Below are 24,847 nucleotides of genomic sequence, written 5' to 3'. Positions count from 1 at the left end.
AATCATGGCCTTAAGCGCAATGTCTCAAAAAGGCCTGAACTTTGACGGCTAACTCGCTGACTTCGCCAGGGGCGGATCCGGTCCGGCTGGCGGTCGCGGTCGAGGCGCCGCTGCACAGCGGATTGCACGGTCCGCTCGACTACCTGAGCGAGCGGCCGCTCTCGCCCGGCGCCTTGGTGCGTGTGCCGCTGGGGCGGCGGGACGTGCCCGGGGTCGTGTGGACCACCGCCCCGGGCGACGACGAGGGGCACGCGTTGAAGGCCGTCACCGAGGTGGTCGACGCGCTGCCGCCGCTGTCGGCCCGCTGGTGCGACCTGGTGAAGTTCACGTCCACCTACTACCAGCGGGGTCTTGGCGAGGTGGCGATGGCGGTGCTGCCGCCCGAACTCCGCAAGCTGGACAACGCCGGGTTGGCCAGCCGCATCGCGAAACTGCGCAAGGCGTACGACAAGCCGGTGCCCGCGGCGCCCGCGCCCGTCCGTCCCGAACTCACGTCGGACCAGGCCGACGCTCTCGCGAAGCTGGCCGAGGTGAACCTGCCCGGCGCCGCGCCGGTGGTGCTGCTGCACGGGCTGACCGGCAGCGGCAAGACCGAGGTGTACCTGCGCGCCGCCGAGGCGGCGCTGGCTGCCGGCCGCCAGGTGCTGGTGCTGGTGCCCGAGATCAACCTGACGCCGCAGCTCGAAGCCCGGTTCGCCGAACGGTTCGGCGGGGGCGACACGCCCCGGCGCATCGTCTCGCTGCACAGCGGGCTGACCCCGGCGCAGCGTCTGAAGAACTGGCTCGCGGCGCACTTGGGCCTTGCCGACCTCGTGCTGGGCACGCGCCTCGCGGTGTTCGCCCCGCTGCCCCGCCTCGGCCTGATCGTCGTGGACGAGGAACACGACCCGTCGTTCAAGCAGCAGGAGGGCGCGCGCTACTCGGCCCGGGACCTGGCCGTCTACCGCGGCAAGCTCGAGGGGTCGTGCGTGCTGCTCGGGTCGGCCACGCCGTCGCTCGAGAGCTGGCAGCGGGCCGAGCAGGGGCGCTACCTGCGGCTGACGCTCGCGAACCGGGTGGGAGGCGGCGTGCTGCCGAAGGTGCGGCTCGCCGACATGAACCTGCTGCCCAAGGTGCGTGGCGCCACCACGGCCCTCGCACCGGCGCTGGTGGCCGCGCTCGCCAAGCGCCTCGAACGCGGCGAGCAGAGCCTCGTGTTCCTGAACCGCCGCGGGTACGCCCCGGTGCTCCACTGCACCGACTGCGGCTGGAAGAGCGGGTGCCCGCACTGCAGCGCCTGGCGGGTGTTCCACAAGGGCGACCGCACGCTGCGCTGCCACCACTGCGGCTTCACGCAGCCGGTGCCGCGCGCGTGCCCGGACTGCGGCAACCTCGACATCGCCCCGCTGGGCCAGGGCACCGAGAAGCTCGAGGAGCAGCTCGCCGCCGCACTGCCCGGCGCCCGCGTGGCCCGCATCGACGCCGACACCACGAAACACAAGGGCGCGCTGGAGGCGAGCCTGTCGGCCGTGCACGCCGGCGAGGTCGACATCCTCGTCGGCACGCAGATGGTCACGAAGGGTCACGACTTCCGCCGCATCACGCTCGTGGCCGCGGTGAACCCCGACAGCGCCCTCTTCAGCAGCGACTTCCGCGCGCCGGAGCGGCTGTTCTCGCTGCTGATGCAGGCCGCCGGCCGCGCGGGGCGCGACGCGGCGCAGGCCGACCGCAGCGAGATGTGGGTGCAGACCTGGCACCCGACGCACCCGGTCTACACCGCACTGCGCCAGCACGACTTCAAGGCCTTCGCGGCCAGCCAGCTGAAGGAGCGGGAGATCGCCGGGCTGCCGCCCTACGTGCACCTCGCGCTGATGCGGGCCGAGGCCCGCACGCCCGAGGCCGCGCGCGATTTCCTGCAGGCGGCGGCCGACCTCGCGGCGGAGCTGCCGGGGGCGAACGAGCTGCTGCTGTACCCGCCGGTGCCCACGACGATCGCGCGGGTGGCGGGGGTCGAGCGCATGCAGATGCTGGTCGAGGCGTCGTCTCGACCGCAGCTGCAGCGGGTGCTGTCGCCATGGATGGCGGCGCTGCCGTCGCTGCGGGCCACGCACAAGGGCGTGCTGCGCTGGGCGCTGGACGTGGACCCGCTGGCGATCTGATCCGCAGGATCAGCGGTAGACGTCCTGCCCCTTGGTCACGCGCCACTGGTTCTCGAAGTGCGCCGCGTCGGCGTCCGACCGCGGCTTCACCGCCATCAGGATGGCGCCGTCGCGGATGCCCGCGTCGTACGTCTTGAGGCGTTCCTCCGGAATGCCCCAGCCGATCAGCGCGCCCACGAGGCCGCCGGTGGCGGCGCCCGCACCCGCGCCGGCGACGGCCGCGGCCAGCGGGCCGGCGATCACGAGGCCGAGGCCGGGAATGGCGAGGGTGGTGCCCACGGCGGCGATGGCCGCGGCGATGGCACCCACGGTGCCGCCGATCGCGCCACCCACGCCGGCGCCTTCGGCGGCCTTGGTGCCCAGTTCGGTGACGCGCACGTCGTCGGCGAAGTAGCGCTGGCGGGTGTCGTCGGACATCACGAGGTTGACATCGTTCCTGCCGTAGCCCCGGTCCTGGACGGACTGGTAGGCCTGTTCGGCGCTGTCGCGGTCACGGAAGAGGCCCGTGACGAGGGGTCCGGTGTTGCTCATGGCGATCTCCTGGAAGAGTGAGTTCCAGAGGATGCCGGGGCCCGCGGCCCGAGGGCAGCGGACGGCAGCGTGCCCGGCGGTGGGCACGCTCCTACAGGGCGTTCAGCGCTGGCGCGCCGCCTTGGCGCGGGCGAGCCGCTCGCAGAACAGCGGCATCGACAGCATCAGCCCGGCCGAGGCCGCGAGCGCCATGGGCACGTACGACCCGGTGGCCTCGATGGACCAGGCGCCGATGAAGATCAGGCCGTGGCCGAGGAGGTAGAGGCGGGCGGAACGTTGGCGGAGGAAGTGGCGCATGGCGGGCATCGAGAGGATCGTTCGATGAGCCCCAGTGTGCGCCGATCGTTTCAGTGTGAGGCGTAAAAAAGCGCAAGAAAACGCACGCTCACGTGAAACTCTTCCGTCGCTGTCACACGAGCAGGCCGGGCACCTGCGACACCAGCGCCTGCCGCTGCTTCGTGGCCGCGCCCAGCAGCGCGAAGCCGAGCAGCTGCCCGTCGCCACTGTGGAAGCGGGCATCGCAGCCGTCGTCGGTCAGCTCCACCGTCCAGGCGCCCGAGGCGTCGAGCGCCGGCGGGCACACGACCGTGGGGCACGCCGGCGTCTTCACGATGACCGGCATCGGCGGGTAGACCACCGGGGTGGCGTTGCCGGCCAGGGTGGCCGCCAGCGCCCGGGCCTGCTGCATGATGGGCATCACGTAGGGCAGGGTGTGGCCGTCCACCTCGGCGCAGTCGCCCAGCGCGTGCGTGTGCGGGGCGCTGGCCGACAGCAGCCGGTCGGTGACGATGCCGCGGTTCACGCGCACGCCGGCCTCGGCGGCGAGGCCGGTGCGCGGGCGCAGGCCCACGGCCGAGAGCACGAGGCCCGCGTCGAGCACGCTGCCGTCGCTCAGCGTGAGCTTCAGGCCCGCGCCGGCGCGGTCCACGCGGGACACGGACACGTTGAAGCGGAACGACGCCCCGGCCTCGGCGAGCTTCGAGCGCAGCCGTTCGCTGGCCGCGTCGGGCAGCAGGCGCGGCAGCACGCGCGGCGCCAGGTCGATCACGGTGGGCGAGATGCCGCGCGACAGCAGGTCGTTCGCGAACTCGCAGCCGATCAGGCCGGCCCCCAGCACGGCGACCGAGGTGACGCCGTCCAGGCGTTCCGAGAAGCGGCCGTAGTCGTCGAGGTCGTTGACGGACAGCACCGTGTCGGCCGCGTCGCCCTCGATGGGCAGGCGGATCGGGTCGGCGCCGACGGCGAAGACGAGGTCGCGGTAGGCGATGCGCTCGCCGCCGTCCAGCTCGATCACCCGGGCGGCCGTGTCGATGCCGGCCACGGTGCGGCCCTTGTGGATCGTGGCCGCGCCGAGTTCGGCGCTCATCTTGTCGCTGTCCTTCATCACGAGGCTCGCGGGCGTCTTGTTGCCGGCCAGCGCGTTCGACAGCATGGGCTTCGAATAGAAGCCGCCGTGGTCGCGGCTGACGAGGACAAGGGGCGTTTCCTTGTCGAGTTTGCGGAACTCGCGGGCGAGCGTGAAGCCGGCGAGGCCGGTGCCGAGGATGACGACGGGATGGGACATGGCGTGATGGAGAAGCGAAGCGCGTAGCCTAACGCACCCGCCGCCATTGAAATCCGCCCGCCCGCGCCCATCTGCAGGGTACTTCCAGAACACCCCGGGGACCCGTCCGTGCTCACCCTGCTGATCGTCTCGGCCCTGGCCCTGCTGTGGATCGGCTGGCTGGTGACCGAACCCTGGTTCACCGAACGCCGCCGCGCCCGCTGGCGCGCGCTGCCCTTCCCCGCCGACTGGCGCACCATCCTGCGCCGCCGCGTGCCGTACGTGCGCGGCCTGCCCGCCGACCTGCAGCTGCAGCTCAAGGCGCACATGCAGGTGTTCCTGCGCGAGAAGGCCTTCATCGGCTGCGCCGGCTTCCAGGTGACCGACGAGGTGCGGGTCACCATCGCCGCGCAGGCCTGCCTGCTGCTGCTCAACCGGCCGTCGAGCTACTACCCGAAGCTGCGCCAGATCCTCGTCTACCCGGGCGCCTTCCTCGTCGACAAGGTGCACGCCGAGGGCGGCGGCATCGTGCGCGACGAGCGCCAGGCGCTGTCCGGCGAATCGTGGTCGCAGGGGCAGGTGATCCTTTCGTGGGACGACACCGTCTCGGGCGCGGCCACGCCGGGCGACGGCCAGAACGTCGTGATCCACGAGTTCGCGCACCAGCTCGACCAGGAGAACGGTCCGGCCAACGGCGCCCCCGCCCTCGGCCCCACCCAGCGGCGCGCGCGCTGGGCGCAGGTGATGGGCGACGCCTTCGCGGAGCTGCAGGCCCGGGCGGCCACGGGCGAGCCGTCCCTGTTCAGCACCTACGGCGCCACGAACCCCGCCGAGTTCTTCGCCGTGGCGTCGGAGGTGTTCTTCGAGCAGCCCGAACGGCTGGCGGCCGAGCACCCGCTGCTGTACCGCGAGTTCACTGCGCTCTACCGCATCGATCCGGGCAGCTGGTGATCGTCGCAACTGCGGGCGGATCGGCCCGCTCATCCGCGGACCGGGGGTGGCTGCGGACGGCTAGGCTCGCGTCTGCCCGTCCCTTCGACCGCCCGCGATGCTCAAACACTACAAGCGACGCAGCCTGAAAGCCAAGCTGGCCTTCTGGTCGGCGGCTGCCATGGTGGTGGTGGTGATCGCGGTCACGTCCTTCACGCTGTGGATGTTGCGCTCGGACATGACACGCAACGCGGCCGACGTGCAGACGACCTTGTCCGACAGCATCGCCCGCGAACTCGACGCCCGCGTCGCCGACCGGCGCCAGGCGCTGCAGCAGGCCGCCTCGGTGATCGACCCGGAACTGATCGCCCGCCCCGACCTGCTGCGCGAGCATTTCGCCTCGCGCCCGGTGGTGCTGGGCCTGTTCGACACGCTGATCGTGATCGACCGCGAGGGCCGCATCACGTTCGACACGCCCGAGTTCGCCGGCCGCGTGGGCCGCTCGGTGGCCGACCGCGCCTATTTCAAGGAGGTGATGGCGACGGGCCGCCTCGTGGTGTCCGAACCGCTGGCGGGCCGCGCGACGGCCGAGCCCAACATCGTGTTCGCGGCGCCCATCCGCACGGCCTCCGGCGAGACCGTGGGTGCGCTCGGCGGCATCCTCTACCTCACGCGGCCCAACTTCCTCACCGAACTGTCGAACGTGAAGGTGGGCAAGACCGGGTACGTGTCGGTGATCGTCAAGGGCGAGACACCGATGATCATGATGCACGGCCACCGCGACCGCGTCATGACCCCGGTGCCGCCACCGGACCGCAGCCCGCTCGTGTACCGCGCGCTCGCCGGCGAGGAGGGCACCTTCGAGGGCGTGAACTCGGTCGGGCTCGAGGCCCTCTTCAGCTTCCGCCTGCTCAAGAACGTGCCGTGGCTCTTGACCACGGCCTACCCGCTCGCCGAGGCCCGCGAACAGCTTCGCGACTCCGAGCGGCAGGTGATCGCCCTCGGCCTCGGGCTGATGGTGCTGGCCGGCATCGGCATCTGGGTGCTGGTGGAGCGCCTGCTCGCACCCATCGACCACCTGCGCGCGGCGATGGTGCAATCGCTCGACCGTTCCGAGCCGGTGGTCGTGGACCTGCGCGACGAGACGCGCGAGGTCTACGAGGTGGTCCAGGCCTACAACACACTGATGGCCCACACGCACGAGGCCCGCGCGGCGGTGCAGCACAGCGAGCAGCGCCTGCGCACCATCGCCGACAACCTGCCGGTGCTGATCTCGTACGTGGATGCCGACGAGCGCATGCAGTTCGCCAACGAGACCTACCGCGCGTGGTCCGACGTGGACCCGGTGGCCGCCATCGGCCGCCGCATCCGCGACGTCGTGAGCCCCGAGCTGTACGAGCAACGCCGCGAGGCGCTGCGAACCGCGCTGTCGGGCCAGCGCGTGGAGTTCGACCTGGTGTCGACGACCCGGGGCACCCGGCGCCACCTGCACACGGTGTACGTGCCCGACGTGCGCGAGGACGGCCGCGTGGACGGCCTCTACGCGCTCAGCACCGACGTCACCGCGCTGAAGGAGGTGGAGGCGAAGCTGAACGAGCAGGCCCGCGTGGACCCGCTCACCGGCCTGCCCAACCGCCGTGCGTTCGACGAGCGGCTGCAGTCGAGCGTGGCCCGCCACCGCCGCACGCGGCAGCGCCTCGCGCTGCTGTTCCTCGACGTGGACCACTTCAAGGAGATCAACGACAGCCGCGGCCACGGCACGGGCGACGAGGTGCTGTGCGAGTTCGCGCGGCGGCTGCTGACGTGCGTGCGACAGACCGACACCGTGGCGCGGCTGGCCGGCGACGAGTTCGTCATCGTCCTCGAGGGCCTGAAGGACGTCGAGGAGGCCGTGGCCATCGCCGAGAAGATCGGCCTGCTGATGCGTCTGCCGTTCCACGTCGGCGACGAGATCCGCCGCGTCACGACGAGCATCGGCGTCGCCTACGTCGACGACCCGCGCATCCAGGCCGTCGACATCATGGCGAAGGCGGACGGGGCGCTCTACCGGGCCAAGCGGAACGGGCGGAACACGTTCGCGGTGACCACGTTCTAGCGCTCCGCCCGGACCCTCAACCCACCTTGTGCCCCGGCACGTCGAACCGGTCCAGGTTCATCACCTTGTCCCACGCCGCCACGAAGTCGTCGACGAAGGCCTTCGCGCCGTCGCTCGACGCGTAGACCTCCGACAGTGCGCGCAGCTGCGCGTTCGAGCCGAAGACGAGGTCGGCCAGGGTGGCCGTCCAGCGGGCTTCGCCCGTCTTGCGGTCGCGCCCTTCGAAGACCCCCGCCTGCGTCGAGGACGGCTGCCAGGCGGTGCGCATGTCGAGCAGGTTGACGAAGAAGTCCGGGGTCAGCTGACCGGGGCGCTTCGTGAAGACGCCGTGGGGCGTGTGGCCCGTGTTGGCGTCGAGCACGCGCAGGCCGCCGACGAGGGCGGTCATCTCCGGCGCCGTCAGCGTCAGCAGCGCGGCGCGGTCGACCAGGGCGGTGGCCGCGGAGAGCGCACTGCCCTTGCGCGTGTAGTTGCGGAAGCCGTCGGCCGCGGGTTCGAGCACATCGAACGAGTTGGCATCGGTCTGCGCCGCCGTGGCGTCCATGCGGCCCGGCGTGAACGGCACGGTGACGGCGAACCCCGCCTGCTTCGCGGCGGCCTCCACGGCCGCGCAGCCGCCCAGCACGATCAGGTCGGCGAGGGACACCTTCCTGCCGCCCTTCGCCGACTTGGCGAAGTCCTGCTGCACCGTGGCCAGCGCCGCCAGCACCTTCGCGAGTTCCGCGGGTTCGTTGGCGTCCCAGTCCTTCTGCGGTGCGAGGCGCAGGCGCGCCCCGTTCGCGCCGCCGCGCATGTCGGTGCCGCGGAACGTGGTGGCCGAGGCCCACGCCGTCTTGATCAGCTGCCGCGGGGCGATGCCCGTGGCCAGCAGCTTCGCCTTCAGCGCGGCCACGTCGGCCGCGTCGACCAGCGGGTGATCCACCGCGGGGATCGGGTCCTGCCAGATCAGGTCTTCCTTCGGGACGAGTGCGCCGAGGTAGCGACTCTTCGGGCCCATGTCGCGGTGGGTGAGCTTGAACCACGCGCGGGCGAAGGCGTCGGCGAACAGGGCCGGGTCGGCCATGTAGCGGCGTGAGATCTTCTCGTAGGCGGGGTCGACGCGCATCGCCATGTCGGCGGTGGTCATCATCGGGGCGTGGCGCTTGCCGGGGATGTGCGCGTCGGGCACCTTGCCGTCGCCGGTGGTGCCCTTCGGCTTCCACTGGTTCGCGCCGGCGGGGCTCTTCGTCAGCTCCCATTCGTGGCCGAACAGGGTCTCGAAGTAGCCGTTGTCCCACTGGATCGGGTTCGGGGTCCACGCGCCTTCCAGGCCGCTGGTGATCGCGTGGGCGCCGATGCCGCTCTCGAAGGTGCTCTTCCACCCGAGCCCCAGTTCCTCGACGTTCGCCCCTTCGGGCTCCTTGCCCACGAGGCTCGCGTCGCCCGCGCCGTGGCACTTGCCGAAGGTGTGGCCGCCGGCGGTGAGCGCCACCGTCTCCTCGTCGTTCATCGCCATGCGCGCGAAGGTCTCGCGCACGTCGCGGCCGGAGCCGGCGGGATCGGGGTTGCCGTTCGGGCCTTCCGGGTTCACGTAGATGAGGCCCATCTGCACGGCCGCGAGCGGGTTCGCGAGTTCGCGCTCACCGCTGTAGCGTTCGTCGCCGAGCCACGTGGATTCGGGGCCCCAGTCGATCGCGGGCGGTTCCCAGATGTCCTCGCGGCCGCCGCCGAAGCCGAAGGTCTTGAAGCCCATCGACTCGAGCGCGACGTTGCCGGTCAGGATCATCAGGTCGGCCCACGAGAGCTTGCGGCCGTACTTCTGCTTGATGGGCCACAGCAGCCGGCGCGCCTTGTCGAGGTTGCCGTTGTCGGGCCAGCTGTTGAGGGGCGCGAAGCGCTGTTCGCCGGAGCGGGCGCCGCCCCGGCCGTCGAAGATGCGGTAGGTGCCGGCGGCGTGCCAGGCCATGCGGATGAACAGCGGTCCGTAGTGTCCGTAGTCGGCGGGCCACCAGTCCTGCGAGTCGGTCATCAGCGCATGCAGGTCGGCGGTCACCGCCTTCAGGTCGAGGGTCAGGAACTCCTTGCGGTAGTCGAAGTCCTCGACCATCGGGTCGGCCAGCGTGGAATGCTGGTGCAGCAGGGCCAGGTTCAGCGCGTCGGGCCACCACTGGACGTTGGTGCGGGCTCGTGCGGGCGTGTGCGCGACGGGACACTTCGATTCGGCGTTCATGCGGCTTCTCCTCGCGGGTTGGCTGGGACCGGCAAGCGTAGTACGCCAGCGGCCCGGAGGGAAGCGGACATGAACCAAAGGGCCGAGGTCTTTCCCGGCCCTCCGGGTCAGCGCTGGATCAGCGTGGCGAGCTTCGCCGCCACCCCCTGACCGTAGGCCGGATCGGCCTTCGTGAAGTGGGCGAGCTGCCGCTGGCGGATCTCGTCGGGCACGCTCTGCATCGCGTTCGCGATGTTGGTGACGAGGCGGTCCTTCGCGTCGGGCGTCATCAGGCGGAACAGGTTGCCGGCCTGGGTGAAGTCGTCGGCAGTGGCCCGGTCGTCGTACCGGCCGGCCACGCCCTCCAGCACCCATCCCGGTTCGCCGTGGCCGAGGCCCGAGGGGTTCGAGCCGCCGGCCTGCACCGGGTCGTAGTTGCGGGCGGCGCCGCCGTTGTCCACGGCCATGTAGCCGTCGCGCTGCTGGTGGTGCACGGGGCAGCGCGGCCGGTTCACCGGCAGCTGCTGGTGGTTCGTGCCCACGCGGTAGAGCTGCGCGTCGTGGTAGCCGAACAGGCGGCTCTGCAGCATCTTGTCGGGGCTGAAGCCGAGGCCCGGCACGATGTGGGACGGCGACAGCGCGGCCTGCTCCACCTCGGCGTGGTAGTTGTCGGGGTTGCGGTTGAGTTCCAGCACGCCCACGGGGATGCGCGGGAAGTCGGCGTGCGGCCACACCTTCGTCAGGTCGAACGCGCTCCAGCCGGTGCGGGCTTCCCAGGCGGCCACCTGGTCCTCGCGCATCACCTGCACGTAGACGTCCCACTGCGGGAAGTCGCCGTTCGCGATGGCGTTGAAGAGGTCGCGCTGGGCGTAGTCGGGGTCGGTGCCGGCCAGGCGCTGCGCCTCGGCGGCGTCGAGGTTGCGGATGCCCTGGCGCGTCTTCAGGTGCCACTTGCACCACACGCGCTCACCGGCGGCGTTGATCAGGCTGAAGGTGTGGCTGCCGAAGCCGTCCATGTGGCGGTAGCCGTCGGGCGTGCCGCGGTCCGAGAACAGGATGGTGACCTGGTGCAGCGACTCGGGCGTGCGGCTCCAGAAGTCCCACACGGCCGTGGGCGACTTGAGGTTCGTCTGCGGGTCGCGCTTCTGGGTGTGGATGAAGTCGGGGAACTTGATGCCGTCCTTCAGGAAGAAGGTGGGCGTGTTGTTGCCGACGAGGTCCCAGTTGCCCTCTTCCGTGTAGAAACGCAGCGCGAAGCCGCGCGGGTCGCGTTCGGTGTCGGCCGAGCCCTTCTCGCCGCCCACGGTGGAGAAGCGCAGGAAGGTCTCGGTGGTCTTGCCCACCGCGCCGAACAGCTTGGCCTTCGTGTACTTCGTGATGTCGTGCGTGACCGTGAAGGTGCCGTAGGCGCCGGAGCCCTTCGCGTGCACGACCCGCTCGGGGATGCGCTCGCGGTTGAAGTGCTGGAGCTTCTCGATCAGGTGGAAGTCCTGCAGCAGCACGGCACCGCGCGGGCCGGCGGTGACGGAGTTCTGGTTGTCCGCGACGGGGATGCCGGAGGCGGTGGTCAGGCGGGTGGTGTCGGTCATGGGTGCGTCCTCGTGTCGATGCTTCGCAGTCTGGGGCGGGGCGGGAGGAGAGGGAAGTTGAAAGGCTCGAACGCGGCGATAGGCAAGGCCATCGCCCGTGCCCTTAAAGTGTCGGACGCGGTTCCCGCGTCGACATCCCCCGGAAGGATCCCCATGCCCTACCCCCGCCTCGCCGCCACCGGCCGGTTCTTCGGCCGCCTCTGGTCCGTTCTCGACGGTACCCGGCGCCTGGTGTTCAACCTGCTGTTCCTCGTGCTGCTGGTCGTGCTGGTCGTGTCGATGGTGCGCGGCGGCGCGGCACCCATGGCCGAACGGACGACGCTCGTGCTGAACCTTCGGGGGAAGCTCGTCGAGCAGCGGTCCACGCGCCCGCGGGACGCGGCGCTCGCGCAGTTCGGCGCCGGCCGGGCCGATGCCGACACGCAGCTGCGCGACGTGCGCACCGTGCTCGACGCCGCCGCGGCCGACCCGAAGGTGCACAACGCGCTGCTGGTGCTGGACGAGTTCGAGGGCGGCGGCCTGCCCGCGCTGCGCGAGGCAGCGGCCGCGATCCAGCGCTTCCGCGCCAGCGGCAAGAAGGTGACGGCGTGGGGCGGCGGCTACGACCAGCGCCAGTACTACCTCGCCGCGCAGGCCGACGAGGTGTTTTTGCACCCGATGGGCACGCTGCTGATCCAGGGCTTCGGCGGCTACCGCAATTACTACCGCGAGGCGCTCGACCGGGTCGGCGTGACGGTCAGCCTGCTGCGCGTGGGCGAGTTCAAGGACGCGGGCGAGGCCTTCATCGCCGACGGTCCGTCGCCCGAGTCCCAGGCCGCCAGCCGCGCGGTGTACGACGGCCTGTGGGCCACCTACACCCAGGACGTCGAGAAGGCCCGCAAGCTGCCGGCCGGCACCATCGGTGCGCTGATCGACGACCTGCCGCAGCGCCTCGCCGCGGCCGGGGGCGACGCCGCGAAGACGGCGCTCGACGCGAAGCTCGTCGACAAGCTGATGACCCTCGACCAGGTGCGCGACCTGATGGTCGAGCGTGGCGCGAAGTCCGAGGACGGCAAGTCGTTCCGCCAGGTCGCGTTCGCGCCCTACCTCGCGCGCCAGGTGCCGAAGTTCACCGGCGACGCCATCGGCGTGGTGGTGGCCGAGGGCGCCATCGTCGACGGTGCGGCGCCGGCCGGCGCGGTGGGCGGGCTCTCCACCGCGGACCTGATCCGCCAGGCGCGGCTCGACGACAAGGTCAAGGCCGTGGTGCTGCGCGTGAACTCCCCGGGGGGCAGCCCGTACGGCTCGGAACTGATCCGCCGCGAGCTGGAGTTGACGAAGGCCGCCGGCAAGCCGGTGGTGATCTCGATGGGCGACGTGGCCGCGTCCGGGGGCTACTGGATCTCGATGGCGGCCGACGAGGTGGTGGCCGACACGGCGACCATCACGGGCTCGATCGGGGTGTTCGCGCTGCTGCCGCGCGCCGACAAGGCGCTCGAGAAACTCGGCGTGCACACCGACGGCGTGCGCACCACGTGGCTGGTGGGCGCCGGCGACCCGCGCAAGCCGCTCGACCCGCGCTTCGCCGAGCTGCTGCAATCGAGCATCGGCCATGTGTACCAGCAGTTCACCACCCTCGCCGCGGGCGCCCGCAAGACCACGCCCGAGAAGATCGACGCCGTGGCGCAGGGCCGGGTGTGGACCGGTTCGCAGGCGCTGGAACGCGGCCTGGTCGACACGATCGGCGGGTTCGACGTGGCGCTGAAGTCGGCGGCGAAACGCGCGAAGCTCGAAGGCGATCCGCGCATCACCTACATCGAACCGGAACGCAGCCGGCTCGACCGCGTGCTGAGCCTGGTGGGTGGTGCGACCGCCACCGTGGTGGGTGAACAGCTCGACGCGCGGCTGCCGTGGGTGCAGCCGCCGGCGGTGGCGCAGCAGGCGCGAGACGAGATGGCGTGGCTGGTGCAGCTGGCGGACGGGCGCAACCCGTTCGCGTCGCTGGCCCACTGCCTCTGCACCGCCTACTGAGCCAGCAGCGGGCGGGTCAGCGAGGCGAACCCGGAGAAGGTCAGGAACGACAGCACGGTGCTCGCCATGATGATGCGGGCCACGCGTCCGTTGTCGGCGCCGTGCCGCTCGGCCAGCATCGACACGTTGCTGGCGCTGGGCAGCGCCGCCGCGAGGGCCAGCACGGTGAGCCCGAACAGCGGCACGTCGGCCCCGGCGGCGCGGGCGCCGAAACCGAGGCCCAGCACGAGCAGCGGGTGCACGAACAGCTTCACGAGCGACACGGGCAGGTAGTGCGCGACCGGCGTGCGCGTGTGGGTGTGCTGCCCCGCGCGCCACAGCACCGCGCCGATGGTGAAGAGGGCCACCGGCGAGGCCGCGTCGGCCAGCATCTTGATCACCTGGTCGACCGGGCCGGGGAACACGATGCCGCTCGCGGCCTTCGCCGCACCGAGCCCGATGGCCCAGGGCAGCGGGTTGCTGAACGCACCGCGCAGCGCCCGGGCGAGCGGCGACGGTCCCGGGCCGTGGGGCGCGTGCGACTCGGCCACGGCGATGCACAGCGAGCTGGTGAGCACGAGGTCGACCAGGATGGTGGTGATGACGGGCCCGGCGGCGGCCTGGCCGAGCACCGCGACGAGCAGCGGCACGCCCATGAAGCCGGTGTTGGGGAACGCAGCCACCAGCGCGCCGAACGCGGCGTCCTTCAACACCACCTGGTGGCGCGTGGCCGCGATGGTGCCGCCCACGATCACGAGGGCGCACACCGCGTAGATCGCCGCCAGCCACGGGTCGATCAGCTGCGCGAACGGCATGCTGGAGCCGAAGCGGAACAGCATGCACGGCAGCGCGAAGAAGAGCACGAAGCCGTTGAGGCCGGGGATGGCCGACTCGGGCAGGTAGCGGCGGTGGGCGGCGAGGTAGCCGCAGAGCACCAGCGCGAAGAACGGGAAGGTGACGGCGAGGATCGAGGACATGGGGATGGAGCCTAACCGCGTTGTGCGCCGGCCCGGCCCGATTCGACGTGGAACGTGGCCGCGGTGCGCACGGTGGCCGCGGGATCGGCCCCGTCGCTGAGGGCGCGCAGGCGGGCGTCGAGCCGTCCGGGCGCGAGCCGGAAGGCCACGTAGCCCCGTTCGTCGCGGCGGCCGTAGTGCACGTGCGGGTTCCATGGCAGTGCGGCGTCGAGTTGGGCCTGGGAGCGGCCGCGGCTGCTGATGGATGTGCCGCAGAACTCGGTGGCGATCACGGGGGCGGTGGGGTCGCCGCGCTGGTGCAGGTCGCAGACGTAGTGGGTGTGGGTGTCGCCGCCCAGCACCACCGGGTTCTCGACCCCGGGCCGGGCGAGTTGCCCGAGCAGCCGGGCCCGCGCGCCGGGGTAGCCCGACCAGCCGTCGGTCCACACGCGGTTGCCGTCGGGCCGCCATGTGAACGGGGCCACGAGCGTCTGCTGGGCGATGAAGTTCCAGCGGACGCCGCCGCGGGCGAGCCCCTCGCCGAGCCAGCGCTCCTGCGTGGCGCCGAGGTAGGTGCGTTCGGGACGGGCCAGGTCGGGGCAGCGGGCGACGTCGACCGTGTTGCCGCCGCCCCGTCCCGGCGGCGGGCAGGCCTGCGGGTCGCGGTACTGCCGGTTGTCGAGCACGTGGAAGCGGGCGAGCGCGCCCCAGTCGCAGCGGTCGAACACCTGCAGGCCGGGACCCGTGGGGCGCGTGGACGGCGGCAGCGGCATGTGCTCCCACCACGCCTGGTACGCCCGTGCGCGGCGCTCGAGGAAGGCCGGCGCGAAGAACGGGCCCTGGTCGGCGGCGTAGTCGTTCTGCACTTCGTGGTCGTCCCATGTGACGATCCAGGGTGCGCTGGCGTGGGCCCGCTGCAGGTCGGGGTCGCCCTTGTACTGCGCGTAGCGGGCACGGTACTGAGCGAGCGTGCGGGTGTCGGTGAGACCCTGGTGCAAACGCACGCCGCCGGGCACCGGCGCGTATTCGTAGATGTAGTCGCCGAGGAACAGCACGAGGTCGGGCGATTCGTCGGCGAGGTGGCGCCACGCGGCGTAGTGGCCGTGGTCCCAGCGCTGGCACGACGCGATGGCGAACGCGACCGGGTCGAGACTGCCGGCGGCCGGCGCGGTGCGCGTGCGCCCGACGGGCGACACCTGGCCCAGCGCCGTGAAGCGGTACCAGTACCAGCGGGCGGGTTCCAGTCCACCCACCTGCACGTGCACGCTGTGGCCCCAGTCCGCCTCGGCGTGGTCGACGCCGGACCGCACGACGTGGCGGAAGGATTCGTCGGTGGCGAGTTCCCAGCGCACCTCGACGACCCGGGCGGGGTGAGCTTCGGGGGACAGGCGGGTCCACAGCACGATGCTGTCGGGCCGGGGTGTGCCCGAGGCCACGCCGAGCGTGAAGCAGGGCTCGGGCGAACCGAGGTTCGCGCAGGCGACGAGGCTGGGCGCGGCGCCCGCGGCGAGGGCGGCGGCCAACAGGTGGCGGCGGTTCAGGTCGGCAGTCATCGGGAAGGTTTCACGCTAGCACAGACTGCGATGCAAGGTCATCGGCCGGCCTCGTTATGATCCGTCGCCCCCCTCGCCCGGACCGCTTTTTCCATGTCTGAAGCCCCCTCGCTGAACCCCGCCCAGATGGCGGCCGTGCACCACCTCGACGGCCCCTGCCTCGTGCTCGCGGGTGCCGGCTCCGGCAAGACGCGGGTGATCACGCACAAGATCGGCCGGCTGCTGGAGGCGGGCTACGCGCCGGGCCAGATCGCCGCCATCACCTTCACGAACAAGGCCGCTCAGGAAATGCGCGAGCGCGCGAAGGAACTGATCGGGGGCAAGGCCGCGAAGAACCTCGTGATCAGCACGTTCCACTCGCTGGGCGTGCGCCTGCTGCGGGCGGAGGGCGCGCGCCTGGGCCTGAAGGACAAGTTCAGCATCCTCGGCGGCGACGACGTGGTGGGCATCCTGAAGGACGCGGGCGGCACCACCGACGTGAACATGGCGCGCCGCTGGCAATGGACCATCAGCCTCTGGAAGAACCAGGGCCTCGACAGCGACCAGGCCGCCACCGCCGCGCTCGACGACGACGAACGCGTGGCCGCCGTGGTGATGAAGCGCTACGAGGAGCGTCTGGCGGCCTACCAGGCGGTGGACTTCGATGACCTGATCGGCATGCCGCACCGGCTGCTGCAGCGCGACGAGGAATGCCGCACGAAGTGGCAGAACACGCTGCGCTACGTGTTGGTCGACGAGTACCAGGACACCAACGCGATCCAGTACGAGCTGCTCAAGTCGCTCGTGGGCGAACGCGCGATGTTCACCGCGGTGGGCGACGACGACCAGAGCATCTACGGCTGGCGCGGCGCCACCATCGAGAACCTGCGCCGACTGCCCCAGGAGTACCCGGCGCTGAAGGTGATCCCGCTCGAGCAGAACTACCGCTCCACCGGTTTCATCCTGCGCGCGGCCAACTGCGTGATCGGCAACAACCCGAAGCTCTTCGACAAGAAGCTGTGGAGCGCGTTCGGGGACGGCGACCCCGTGGCCCTCGTCGAATGCGACAACGAGGAACACGAGGCCGAGCGCGCCGTGGCCCGCATCAACAGCATCCGCTCCCAGTACCCCGACGCGGCCTACAAGGACTTCGCGATCCTGTACCGGGCCAACCACCAGGCGCGTGTGTTCGAGAAGGCGCTGCGCAAGGCGAACATCCCGTACAAGGTCTCGGGCGGACAGAGCTTCTTCGAGCGCACCGAGATCCGCGACCTGTGCGCGTGGCTGCGGCTGCTCGTCAACAACGACGACGACCCGGCGTTCCTGCGCGCGGTGACCACGCCCAAGCGCGGCATCGGCCACACCACGCTCGGCGCCCTCGGCGAGTTCTCGGGCAAGTGGAAGGTGAGCCTGTTCGAGGCGCTGTTCGCCGAGAGCCTCGGCACGGCGATGAAGCCCGCGGCCGTGGCCTCGCTCCACGAGTTCGGCCGCATGGTCAACGACCTCGAGTACCGCGCGCGGCACACGTCGGGGTCCGAGGACGCGAAGGCGTTGCTGATGGGCTGGCTCAAGGACATCGACTACGAGAAGCACCTCTACGAGGGCGACGACAGCGAGAAGGTCGCGGCCGGCCGCTGGTCGAACGTGATGGACTTCGTCGACTGGATCGCCCGGCGGTGCGGCGGCGAGATCGAGAACGACGGGGGCATGAGCTTCGAGACGGAGCGCCAGACGGTGCTCGACGTGGCGCAGACCATCTCGGTGATCATCAGCCTGGCCGAACGCAGCGACGAGCAGGACCAGGTGACGCTCTCGACGCTGCACGCGTCGAAGGGCCTCGAGTGGCCGCACGTGGTGCTGGCCGGCGTGAACGAAGGCCTGCTGCCGTTCCGCAGCGAGGACGAGGAGACCACGCCGCAGCACATCGAGGAAGAGCGCCGGCTGATGTACGTGGGCATCACCCGCGCGCGCCGCACGCTGGCGGTCGACGTGCTGCGCCGGCGCAAGAAGGGCCGCGAGTTCGTGCCCGGCGTGCCGAGCCGCTTCATCGCCGAGATGAAGCTCGACGAGGTGAAGGAACAGGTGGACCCGCGCGAGAAGCTCAAGGCGCTGCGCGCCGCGGCGGCGGCGCGGGCGTCGATCGCGAAGCCGGAGGAGCCGGAGACGGCTTGACGGAAGCGGGAAGCACCAACAACGGTGTCATCCCGGCGAAGGCCGGGACCCTGGGCCTGCGCCGAAGATCCCGGCCTTCGCCGGGATGACAAGCCTCGTCAGACGAACCCGAGCTTCTTCGTCGCGAAGTTCTGCAGGTTCGGCAGCAGCTGCAGCAGCTGCGCGTCCGTGGCCCCGAACCAGCCCAGCAGCGTGGCCGCGTACTGGTCCACCGACGTGGTGGGGATCCAGCGGCCCTGCAGTTCCCACGAGTCCACGCCCACGTCGTCGGGGCCACCCAGCGTGAGGCTCGGGTAGGTGCCGTAGGTGGTGCCGCCCTTGACCGCGCCGCCCACCACGAGGTGCTGGTTGCCCCACGCGTGGTCGGTGCCGCTGCTGTTGTTCGGCGTGAAGGTGCGGCCGAAGTCGCTCTGCGTGAAGCTGGTGACCGCGTTGCCGTAGCCCGTGGCCACCATCGCGGCCTGGAAGGCGCCGAGGGCATCGCCCAGGGCCTTCAGCAGGCGCGGGTGGGCGCCGTCCATCGGGGTGTCGGCGACGGCCTGGCCACCGTGGGTGTCGAAGCCGTCCATCTGCGCGAAGAAGATCTGGCGCGGGCCGGTGGCCGTGGCATTGGAGACCACCAGCTTGGCGATCTGGTACAGCTGGCGCGCGATGGCGGTGGTGGGGCGCTTGTTCGCGTCGAGCACCGGCGCGAACGCCGTGTCGATGGCCGCGAAGGCGGTGTTCTGGCCGGGCTTGGTGGCGACGATGGCGCCGAGCCGGTCGGACACGCTGAACGCGTTGCGCTGTGCCGCGGTGAACGCGGTGCCCAGGTCCTGCGACTGCGCCTCGGCGTACAACGCGTCGATGGCCTTCTTGCGGGCGGAGTTCGCGGCGAGGTTCTGCGCGCCGAACGTGTCGCCCGGGGTTTCCGGCAGCACGAGGGGCGACTGCGTCTCCGACAGGCCGAAGCGCGCGTTGCCGCCCACCGAGATCACCGGGTTGCCGGCGGCGAGCGTCACCGAGGCGCGGCCGCCCCAGCCGGTGCGGGTCAGCGCGTCGGCCGTGGCGGTCTGCCACAGGTTCTGCTGGTCGGAGTGCGAGTAGAGGTTGTCGGGCAGCAGGTCGGAGCTGGCCGGCTCGGCGCGGAACTGCGCCTTCGTGAGGGGCTTGTAGAGCGTGCCCACGTTGAACACCGGCGCGAGCTGGCCGTCGCTCCAGGCCTTCGACAACCCCGACAGCGCCGGGTGCAGGCCGTACGAGGTGCCGCCGAGCGGCAGCAGGCTCGCGACCGGCACGTGGATGCCGCCGCGCACGCCCTTGTACTGGTTGTGGCGGGCCGTGTCGGTGGGGACGATGGTGTTGAGACCGTCGTTACCGCCGTACAGGAAGATGCAGACGAGCGCCTTGTAGTCGGCCGCGTGGGCGGACTTCGTGGCGAGCGTCAGGTTGGCGAGCGTGCCGGCGCCGAGGGCGCCGGCGAGGCCGAGGCCCGAGCGGGCGAGCCATTCGCGGCGTGTGAGTGCCGTGGCGGGGGTGGCGTGGTGGTGGTGCGACATGGGGCGATCTCAGCGGTGCACGTGGTATTGCGGGGCGCCGAACACCAGGTAGGCGGCGGTCTTGACCCGGTTGGCGGCGTTCGAGCCGGAGGCCTCGACGGCCTTGACGACCTCGGCGCGGGCCGTGGCCGGCAGTTCGCGGCCGAGGGCCAACATCGAGAGCCGGGTCACGAGCTTGCTGGCATCGGCGGCGTCGGCGGACATCGCGGTGAGGTTGACCTTCGTGCCGACGGCGTTGGGCACGGTGGTGCTGGGCGTGCTGCCGTTCCAGTCGAGCAGGTACACGAGGAAGTTCAGCCGGTTGAGCGCGGTGTTGGCGTTGTGGATGCCGAACGTGGGGCCCACGAGCGTGGTGCCGGGCACCGGGTAGTCGGGCGGGTAGAAGTTGAAGACCGACGGCGCGCGGAACACGTGCTGCTGCATCGTGTCGCCCCACCACCAGCCGAAGGCGTCCCCGTCCGTGGTGCCGTCGAGCGCGCGTACCACGCCGGTGAACATCAGCACCGGTTCGCGCAGCTTGCCGGCGGAGCGGGTGACCGTCTCGCCGCGGGCCTCCGTGTCGAGCAGCACGGCGGCCACCGTGGCGGCGAGGTCGCCGCGCTGGCCGGTGCCGAAGCCGTTGTACTTCCCCGACGCGAACGCGGTGGCCACCCGGGCCACGTAGGCACTGGACGGGTTGCTGGACACGAGCTGCTGGATCAGCTGCTTGCCGATGAACGGCGGCGTGTTGGGATGGTTCATCACGCTGTCGAGCACGGTCTCGAGCGCGGTGTCGGCCGTATGGCCGGAGGCCAGCTTCACGCCGCCGAGGAGCTGGCGTTCCTTCGTGTCGTGGTACTGGTCGACCTTGACCATGTCGCCGCCGTAGTACGTGCAGTTGGCCCCCTTGGGCCAGCAGCCGTAGCGCGAGGCGCCGCCGGCCGGGTACGTCCAGCCCGTCAGGGCGTAGGCGTAGGCGCGCACGGTGTCGTTCGTGTACGTGGGCGAACACTTGCCGCCCTTGAGCGAACCGTCGGACTCGAGCTCGCAGGTGCCGATGGAGAACAGCTGCAGCAGCTCGCGCGCGTAGTTCTCGTTCGGTGCGTCCTTGTCGTTGTTGGCGTTGTTCAGGAAGTCGCCCATCACGGGGGACAGCGTGACCTTGCGCAGCAGGTCGCGGTAGTTGCCGAACGCGCCGGCCAACAGGGCATTGTGGTAGTTGCGGAAGCCGTAGGTGCCGCTGACGTCGAGGTTGTTCACGACCAGGATCTGCTGCAGCGCGAAGGCCGTGCGCTGGCGCAGCTGGTCGGGCTGGCCGACGGCGTTGCGGTAGAAGTCCCAGACGAGCGGCATGGTGGAGTACCAGTCGCGCCAGCAGTCGTCGCCGCGGCCGGTGCAGAAGTCCGCGGTGCCGGTGTACGTGTGGATCGCATCGCCCTGGCCGCTCGAATAGCGGGAGGTGGCGGGCAGCGACATCTGGGCGGCCACCCAGGCGGCGGCGCCTTGGGCCTTGATGGTGGTGACGAGCGCCTCGGTGGGGCCGAAGCTGGCCTGGTCGGCCAGGCGCACCGCGTCGGCGGCGGTGGTGGGCTGTGCGGTGGGCGCTGACGGCACGGGCGGCGGCGGCTCGTTCGACGGGACGTCGCCGGTGGGGGCGCTGCCGCCCCCGCTGCCTCCGCCTCCGCCGCACGCGGCGAGGACGGCCGTGAACAGGGTCACGGCGGCGGTGGTGCGCCAGCGCCGCCGGCGCGGCGTGGAGGACGTCTCGGAATGGGGTTCAGCGACCATGGATCACCCGTATCTGCTTGCAAATGTGGCGCAGCGTGTCAGTGAGGGACCAGGCAGGTCACCTCCGGACCGCGCGCGCGGCCTGGGGGGCATTGCAGCAGGAAGGGTGCCGGGGGATGTGACGGAATGTCAGTGGAGGACGGCGGCGGATGGCGGCTCAGGGCACGGCCATGCGGCCGAGCACGTGGTCGGACATGCCACGCGCCAGCTCGTGTTCGCCCACGAACACCTTGCCGACGATGTCGCGGGCCAGCAGGTCGGCCTCGCTTTCGTTGTGGCTGCGCACGATGACCTCGATGTTCGGGTTCAGCAGCCGGGCGGTCTCGACCATCTTGCGCACGTTGAAGACGTCGGGCACCGCGATGACGAGCATGCCGGCGCGTGCGACGTGGGCCTGGATCAGCACCGCCGGGTCGGCCGCGTCGCCCGCCACCGCGGGGATGCCGCGCTCGCGCAGCTGCTCGACGAGCTCGCGGTGTTCGTCGGCCACGACGAACGGGATGCGGTGTTCGGTGAGCGTGCGCGCGATGCGCCGGCCCACCCGGCCGTAGCCCACGAGCACCACCTGGCCGTGCAGCAGCGAGGCGTCCACGCTCATCGGCAGCTCGGCCAGCGGGTCGTCGCGGGCCTCCAGGCGGCGGGCGAACGACGAGTGGTCGCGGATCCATCGCAGGGCGGGGTCGATGGCGGCGAAGAGCGCCGAGTTGAGCGCGATGGACACGAGCGCGCCGGCCAGGATCAGGCTCTGTCCGGCCTCGGGCAGCAGTTTCATCTGGACACCGAGTCCCGCGAGGATGAACGAGAACTCGCCGATCTGGGCGAGGCTCACGCCCACCGTGAGGGCCGTGTTCAGCGGGTAGCGGAACGCGAGCACGAGGGCGAAGGCCGCGAGGGTCTTGCCCACCATGATGATCAGCACGACCACCAGCAGCTTCACGGGCTCGTTGAGCAGCACGGCCGGGTTGAACAGCATGCCCACGGAGACGAAGAACAGCACCGAGAAGGCGTCGCGCAGCGGCAGCGATTCCTCGGCCGCGCGGTGGCTGAACTCGGACTCGCGCATCATCATGCCGGCGAAGAAGGCGCCCAGCGCGAACGACACGTCGAACAGCTTGGCCGACGCATAGGCCACGCCCAGCGCGGCGGCGATCACGCACAGCGTGAACAACTCGCGCGAGCCGGTGCGGGCCACGAGCCACAGGATCTTCGGGAAGGCCCAGCGGCCCACCACCAGCATCAACGCCATGAAGGCCGAGACCTTCGCGAGCGTGAGGCCCAGCGTCACGCCGATGCCGCGGCCCGGTTCGGCGAGGACACCGGGTGCGGGGTCGCCGCCGAGCAGGCCGGCGATGGGGGGCAGCAGCACGAGCACGAGGACCATCACCAGGTCCTCGACGACGAGCCAGCCCACCGCGATGCGGCCGTTCACCGATTCCAGCACGCCGCGGGCCTCCAGCGCCCGCAGCAGCACCACCGTGCTGGCCACCGACAGCGCGAGGCCGAACACGAGCCCCGCCCCGAGGTTCCAGCCCCAGTACGAGGACACGCCCACGCCGAGCAGCGTGGCCACCGTGATCTGCAGCAGTGCGCCGGGGATGGCGATGCGCTTGACCGCCAGCAGGTCGGACACCGAGAAGTGCAGGCCCACCCCCAGCATCAGCAGCATCACGCCGATCTCGGCCAGCTGGCCGGCCAGGGCCACGTCGGCGACGAAACCCGGCGTGGACGGGCCGATCACGATGCCGGCGAGCAGGTAGCCCACGAGCGGAGGCAGCTTCACCTGCGCCGCCAGGTAGCCGAGCACCATGGCGAGACCCAGCCCGACGGCGATGGTGGAGATCAGGCTGACGTCATGCGGCATGCGGACTCCTCGGGCGGGGTGGAAGGGGCGTCTGGCTGGGTGCGGACCAGTTTATCGGCAGAAACGAAAACGCCTCCGGGTGGAGGCGTTTGAACCGGAGAAGTTCAGGGTCAGGCGGCGTCGGGCGCGACGGGGTGCTGCGCCATCAGCTCGAGCGCCTTGACCAGGGCCGAGTGGTCCAGGTCCTTGCCGCCGTTGGCGGCCACGACCTGCATCAGCTGCGCGGCGCCGGCCGTCTGCGGCAGGCCCACGCCCAGCTCGCGAGCACCGGCCAGCGCGAGGGCCAGGTCCTTCTGGTGCAGGTTGATGCGGAAGCCCGGGTTGAACGTGCGCTTGATCATGCGCTCGCCGTGCACTTCGAGGATGCGCGACGAGGCGAAGCCGCCCATCAGCGCCTGGCGCACCTTCGCCGGGTCGGCGCCGGCCTTGCTGGCGAACACGAGGGCCTCGCCCACGGCGGCGATGTTCAGCGCGACGATGATCTGGTTGGCGACCTTGCAGGTCTGGCCGTCGCCGTTGCCGCCCACGAGCGTGATGTTCTTGCCCATCAGCTCGAACAGCGGCTTGACGCGCTCGAACGCGGCGTCGGAGGCGCCCACCATGATGGTCAGCGAGGCCGCCTTGGCGCCCACTTCACCGCCGGACACCGGCGCGTCGACGTAGTCGCAGCCGAGGTCGTTGATCTTCTTCGCGAAGGCCTTCGTTTCCATCGGCGAGATGGAGCTCATGTCGACCACGGTCTTGCCCTTCGACAGGCCCGAGGCGACGCCGTTGTCGCCGAAGAGGACCTTCGCGACGTCCGGCGTGTCCGGCAGCATCAGGAAGATCACGTCGGCCTTCTCGGCCACTTCCTTCGCGCTCGCGCAGGCGGTGGCGCCGGCGGCGGTCAGTTCGGCGGGCACCGAACGGCGCGTGTTGACGAACAGCTCGTGGCCGCCCTTGAGGAGGTTGGCGGCCATGGGCGTGCCCATGATGCCCAGACCGATGAAACCCAGCTTGCTCATGTGTGTGTCCTGGAAATAGGGGTGGGAAGGATCAGGGGCGGTACTTGTCGTGCAGCGCCTGCGTGGCGCTGCGGAAGATGCCCAGGTCGCTGCCGACGGCGACGAAGGTGGCCCCCTGCTCGAGGTAGCGGCGCGCGTCGGCTTCCACCGGCGCGAGGATGCCGATGGGTTTGCCGTGCTGGCGGGCCGCATCGAAGATGGTGGCGATGGCGGCCTGCACGTCCGGATGGTTCGCGTTGCCGAGGTGACCGAGGCCGGCGGCGAGGTCGGACGGGCCCACGAACAGGCAGTCGATGCCGTCCACCGCGGCGATCTCGGCGGCGGCGGCCAAGCCGGCGCGGCTCTCGATCTGCACGATCACGCAGACCTGGTCGTTGATGCCGGTGAAGTAGCCGGGCACCGTGCCATAGCGGTTGCTGCGCTGGGACACGGAGACGCCGCGCACGCCTTGCGGCGGGTAGCGGGTGGCGGCCACGGCGCGGCGGGCGTCGTCGGCGCTTTCGACGAAGGGCACGAGGAAGTTGTAGAAGCCGGCGTCGAGCAGGCGCTTGATCTCGACGGTGTCGTTCTGCGAGGGGCGCACCACGGGGGCGCTCGGGCTGTCCTTCAGCGCCATCAGCTGCGGGATGAAGCTGATGACGTCGTTCGGCGAGTGTTCGCCGTCGAGCAGGAGCCAGTCGAAGCCGGCGACACCCAGCACCTCGGTGGTGATGGGGTTCGCCAGCGAGCACCAGCAGCCGATCAGGCGCTTCCCCGCGAGCAGGTCGGCGCGAAGCCGGTTCGGGAAGCTGGAATACGGGGTGGTGGGCATGGCGGGACCTTCAAAAACGCGGGCAGACAAACCCGTTGTCGGTCATCGTACAACCGCAAATCAAGAGGTGCAACCCGGGTGAACCCGATCCTGGACCTGGCCGCCGCCAAAAACAAGTCGTCCCCAAAAGCAAGTCATCCCGGCGCAGGCCGGGACCCTGTGCCTTCCTCGAGGCGCCCAGGGGCCCGGCCTGCGCCGGGATG

Annotated in this window: 16 protein-coding genes and 1 pseudogene; 5 read left to right on the top strand and 12 right to left on the bottom strand. The window is 70.9% G+C overall.

Features of this window, described 5'->3' with window-relative positions:
* Window positions 1-56 precede the first annotated feature (56 nt).
* Window positions 57-2,138 carry a primosomal protein N' gene (locus A4W93_RS27415; RefSeq protein WP_085754346.1) on the top strand — a complete coding sequence of 694 codons (2,082 nt, stop codon included), beginning with the start codon at window positions 57-59 and terminating at the stop codon, window positions 2,136-2,138.
* Window positions 2,139-2,147: 9 nt separating this feature from the next.
* Here A4W93_RS27415 and A4W93_RS27410 read toward each other — a convergent pair whose 3' ends face one another.
* The 3 genes from A4W93_RS27410 to A4W93_RS27400 all read right to left on the bottom strand — a co-directional run bounded on the left by A4W93_RS27410 (window position 2,148) and on the right by A4W93_RS27400 (window position 4,233).
* The gene (locus tag A4W93_RS27410; protein WP_085753632.1) at window positions 2,148-2,669 is read right to left on the bottom strand and encodes a hypothetical protein; all 522 of its coding nucleotides are present in this window, start codon (window positions 2,667-2,669) and stop codon (window positions 2,148-2,150) included.
* A gap of 102 nt (window positions 2,670-2,771) precedes the next feature.
* Complete coding sequence (locus A4W93_RS27405) at window positions 2,772-2,966, bottom strand: hypothetical protein (protein WP_157131789.1); 195 nt, start codon at window positions 2,964-2,966, stop codon at window positions 2,772-2,774.
* A gap of 112 nt (window positions 2,967-3,078) precedes the next feature.
* On the bottom strand, window positions 3,079-4,233 hold the full coding sequence (locus tag A4W93_RS27400) for an NAD(P)/FAD-dependent oxidoreductase (RefSeq protein ID WP_085753630.1): 1,155 nt from the start codon (window positions 4,231-4,233) through the stop codon (window positions 3,079-3,081).
* 108 nt (window positions 4,234-4,341) lie between these two features.
* Here A4W93_RS27400 and A4W93_RS27395 point away from each other — a divergent pair, with 108 nt between their 5' ends.
* Window positions 4,342-5,163: a M90 family metallopeptidase gene (locus A4W93_RS27395; RefSeq protein WP_085753629.1), complete on the top strand. Its 822-nt coding sequence runs from the start codon at window positions 4,342-4,344 to the stop codon at window positions 5,161-5,163.
* A gap of 97 nt (window positions 5,164-5,260) precedes the next feature.
* Window positions 5,261-7,237 carry a diguanylate cyclase domain-containing protein gene (locus A4W93_RS27390; protein ID WP_085753628.1) on the top strand — a complete coding sequence of 659 codons (1,977 nt, stop codon included), beginning with the start codon at window positions 5,261-5,263 and terminating at the stop codon, window positions 7,235-7,237.
* A gap of 16 nt (window positions 7,238-7,253) precedes the next feature.
* Here A4W93_RS27390 and katG read toward each other — a convergent pair whose 3' ends face one another.
* Both katG and A4W93_RS27380 read right to left on the bottom strand, forming a co-directional pair.
* Window positions 7,254-9,446, bottom strand: coding sequence for a catalase/peroxidase HPI (gene katG / locus A4W93_RS27385; protein WP_085753627.1), 2,193 nt, complete (start codon window positions 9,444-9,446; stop codon window positions 7,254-7,256).
* 107 nt (window positions 9,447-9,553) lie between these two features.
* Window positions 9,554-11,014 carry a catalase gene (locus A4W93_RS27380; RefSeq protein WP_085753626.1) on the bottom strand — a complete coding sequence of 487 codons (1,461 nt, stop codon included), beginning with the start codon at window positions 11,012-11,014 and terminating at the stop codon, window positions 9,554-9,556.
* Window positions 11,015-11,167: 153 nt separating this feature from the next.
* On the opposite strand from A4W93_RS27380, the gene sppA reads away from it, so the two are divergent.
* The gene (gene sppA / locus A4W93_RS27375) at window positions 11,168-13,024 is read left to right on the top strand and encodes a signal peptide peptidase SppA (RefSeq protein ID WP_085753625.1); all 1,857 of its coding nucleotides are present in this window, start codon (window positions 11,168-11,170) and stop codon (window positions 13,022-13,024) included.
* On the opposite strand, the gene A4W93_RS27370 is transcribed toward sppA, so the two are convergent.
* Both A4W93_RS27370 and A4W93_RS27365 read right to left on the bottom strand, forming a co-directional pair.
* Window positions 13,018-13,980, bottom strand: a complete 963-nt coding sequence (locus A4W93_RS27370; RefSeq protein WP_085753624.1) for an AEC family transporter — start codon at window positions 13,978-13,980, stop codon at window positions 13,018-13,020. The genes sppA and A4W93_RS27370 overlap by 7 nt on opposite strands.
* Window positions 13,981-13,991: 11 nt before the next feature.
* Window positions 13,992-15,512 carry an alkaline phosphatase D family protein gene (locus A4W93_RS27365; protein ID WP_085753623.1) on the bottom strand — a complete coding sequence of 507 codons (1,521 nt, stop codon included), beginning with the start codon at window positions 15,510-15,512 and terminating at the stop codon, window positions 13,992-13,994.
* Between the two features lie 93 nt (window positions 15,513-15,605).
* Between A4W93_RS27365 and A4W93_RS27360 the strand changes: the two genes are divergently transcribed.
* Window positions 15,606-17,663 (top strand): ATP-dependent helicase, encoded by a 2,058-nt coding sequence (locus tag A4W93_RS27360; RefSeq protein ID WP_085753622.1) that lies wholly within the window; start codon window positions 15,606-15,608, stop codon window positions 17,661-17,663.
* A 98-nt stretch (window positions 17,664-17,761) separates the two neighbouring features.
* On the opposite strand, the gene A4W93_RS27355 is transcribed toward A4W93_RS27360, so the two are convergent.
* The 5 genes and pseudogenes from A4W93_RS27355 to garL all read right to left on the bottom strand — a co-directional run bounded on the left by A4W93_RS27355 (window position 17,762) and on the right by garL (window position 24,644).
* Window positions 17,762-19,201 carry a DUF1501 domain-containing protein gene (locus A4W93_RS27355; RefSeq protein ID WP_085753621.1) on the bottom strand — a complete coding sequence of 480 codons (1,440 nt, stop codon included), beginning with the start codon at window positions 19,199-19,201 and terminating at the stop codon, window positions 17,762-17,764.
* A 9-nt stretch (window positions 19,202-19,210) separates the two neighbouring features.
* Window positions 19,211-20,968 carry a DUF1800 domain-containing protein gene (locus A4W93_RS27350; RefSeq protein ID WP_085753620.1) on the bottom strand — a complete coding sequence of 586 codons (1,758 nt, stop codon included), beginning with the start codon at window positions 20,966-20,968 and terminating at the stop codon, window positions 19,211-19,213.
* 157 nt (window positions 20,969-21,125) lie between these two features.
* Window positions 21,126-22,829: a cation:proton antiporter domain-containing protein gene (gene ybaL / locus A4W93_RS27345; RefSeq protein ID WP_085753619.1), complete on the bottom strand. Its 1,704-nt coding sequence runs from the start codon at window positions 22,827-22,829 to the stop codon at window positions 21,126-21,128.
* A 110-nt stretch (window positions 22,830-22,939) separates the two neighbouring features.
* Window positions 22,940-23,851 (bottom strand): annotated as a pseudogene (glxR, locus tag A4W93_RS27340) (2-hydroxy-3-oxopropionate reductase); the annotation flags it as partial.
* 13 nt (window positions 23,852-23,864) lie between these two features.
* A complete protein-coding gene (gene garL, locus A4W93_RS27335) occupies window positions 23,865-24,644 on the bottom strand; it encodes a 2-dehydro-3-deoxyglucarate aldolase (protein ID WP_085753617.1) in 780 nt (259 codons plus the stop codon).
* Window positions 24,645-24,847: the final 203 nt, after the last annotated feature.

The organism is Piscinibacter gummiphilus (assembly GCF_002116905.1).
GTDB lineage: Bacteria > Pseudomonadota > Gammaproteobacteria > Burkholderiales > Burkholderiaceae_C > Rhizobacter > Rhizobacter gummiphilus.
This window is presented reverse-complemented; position numbering and strand designations above follow the sequence as displayed.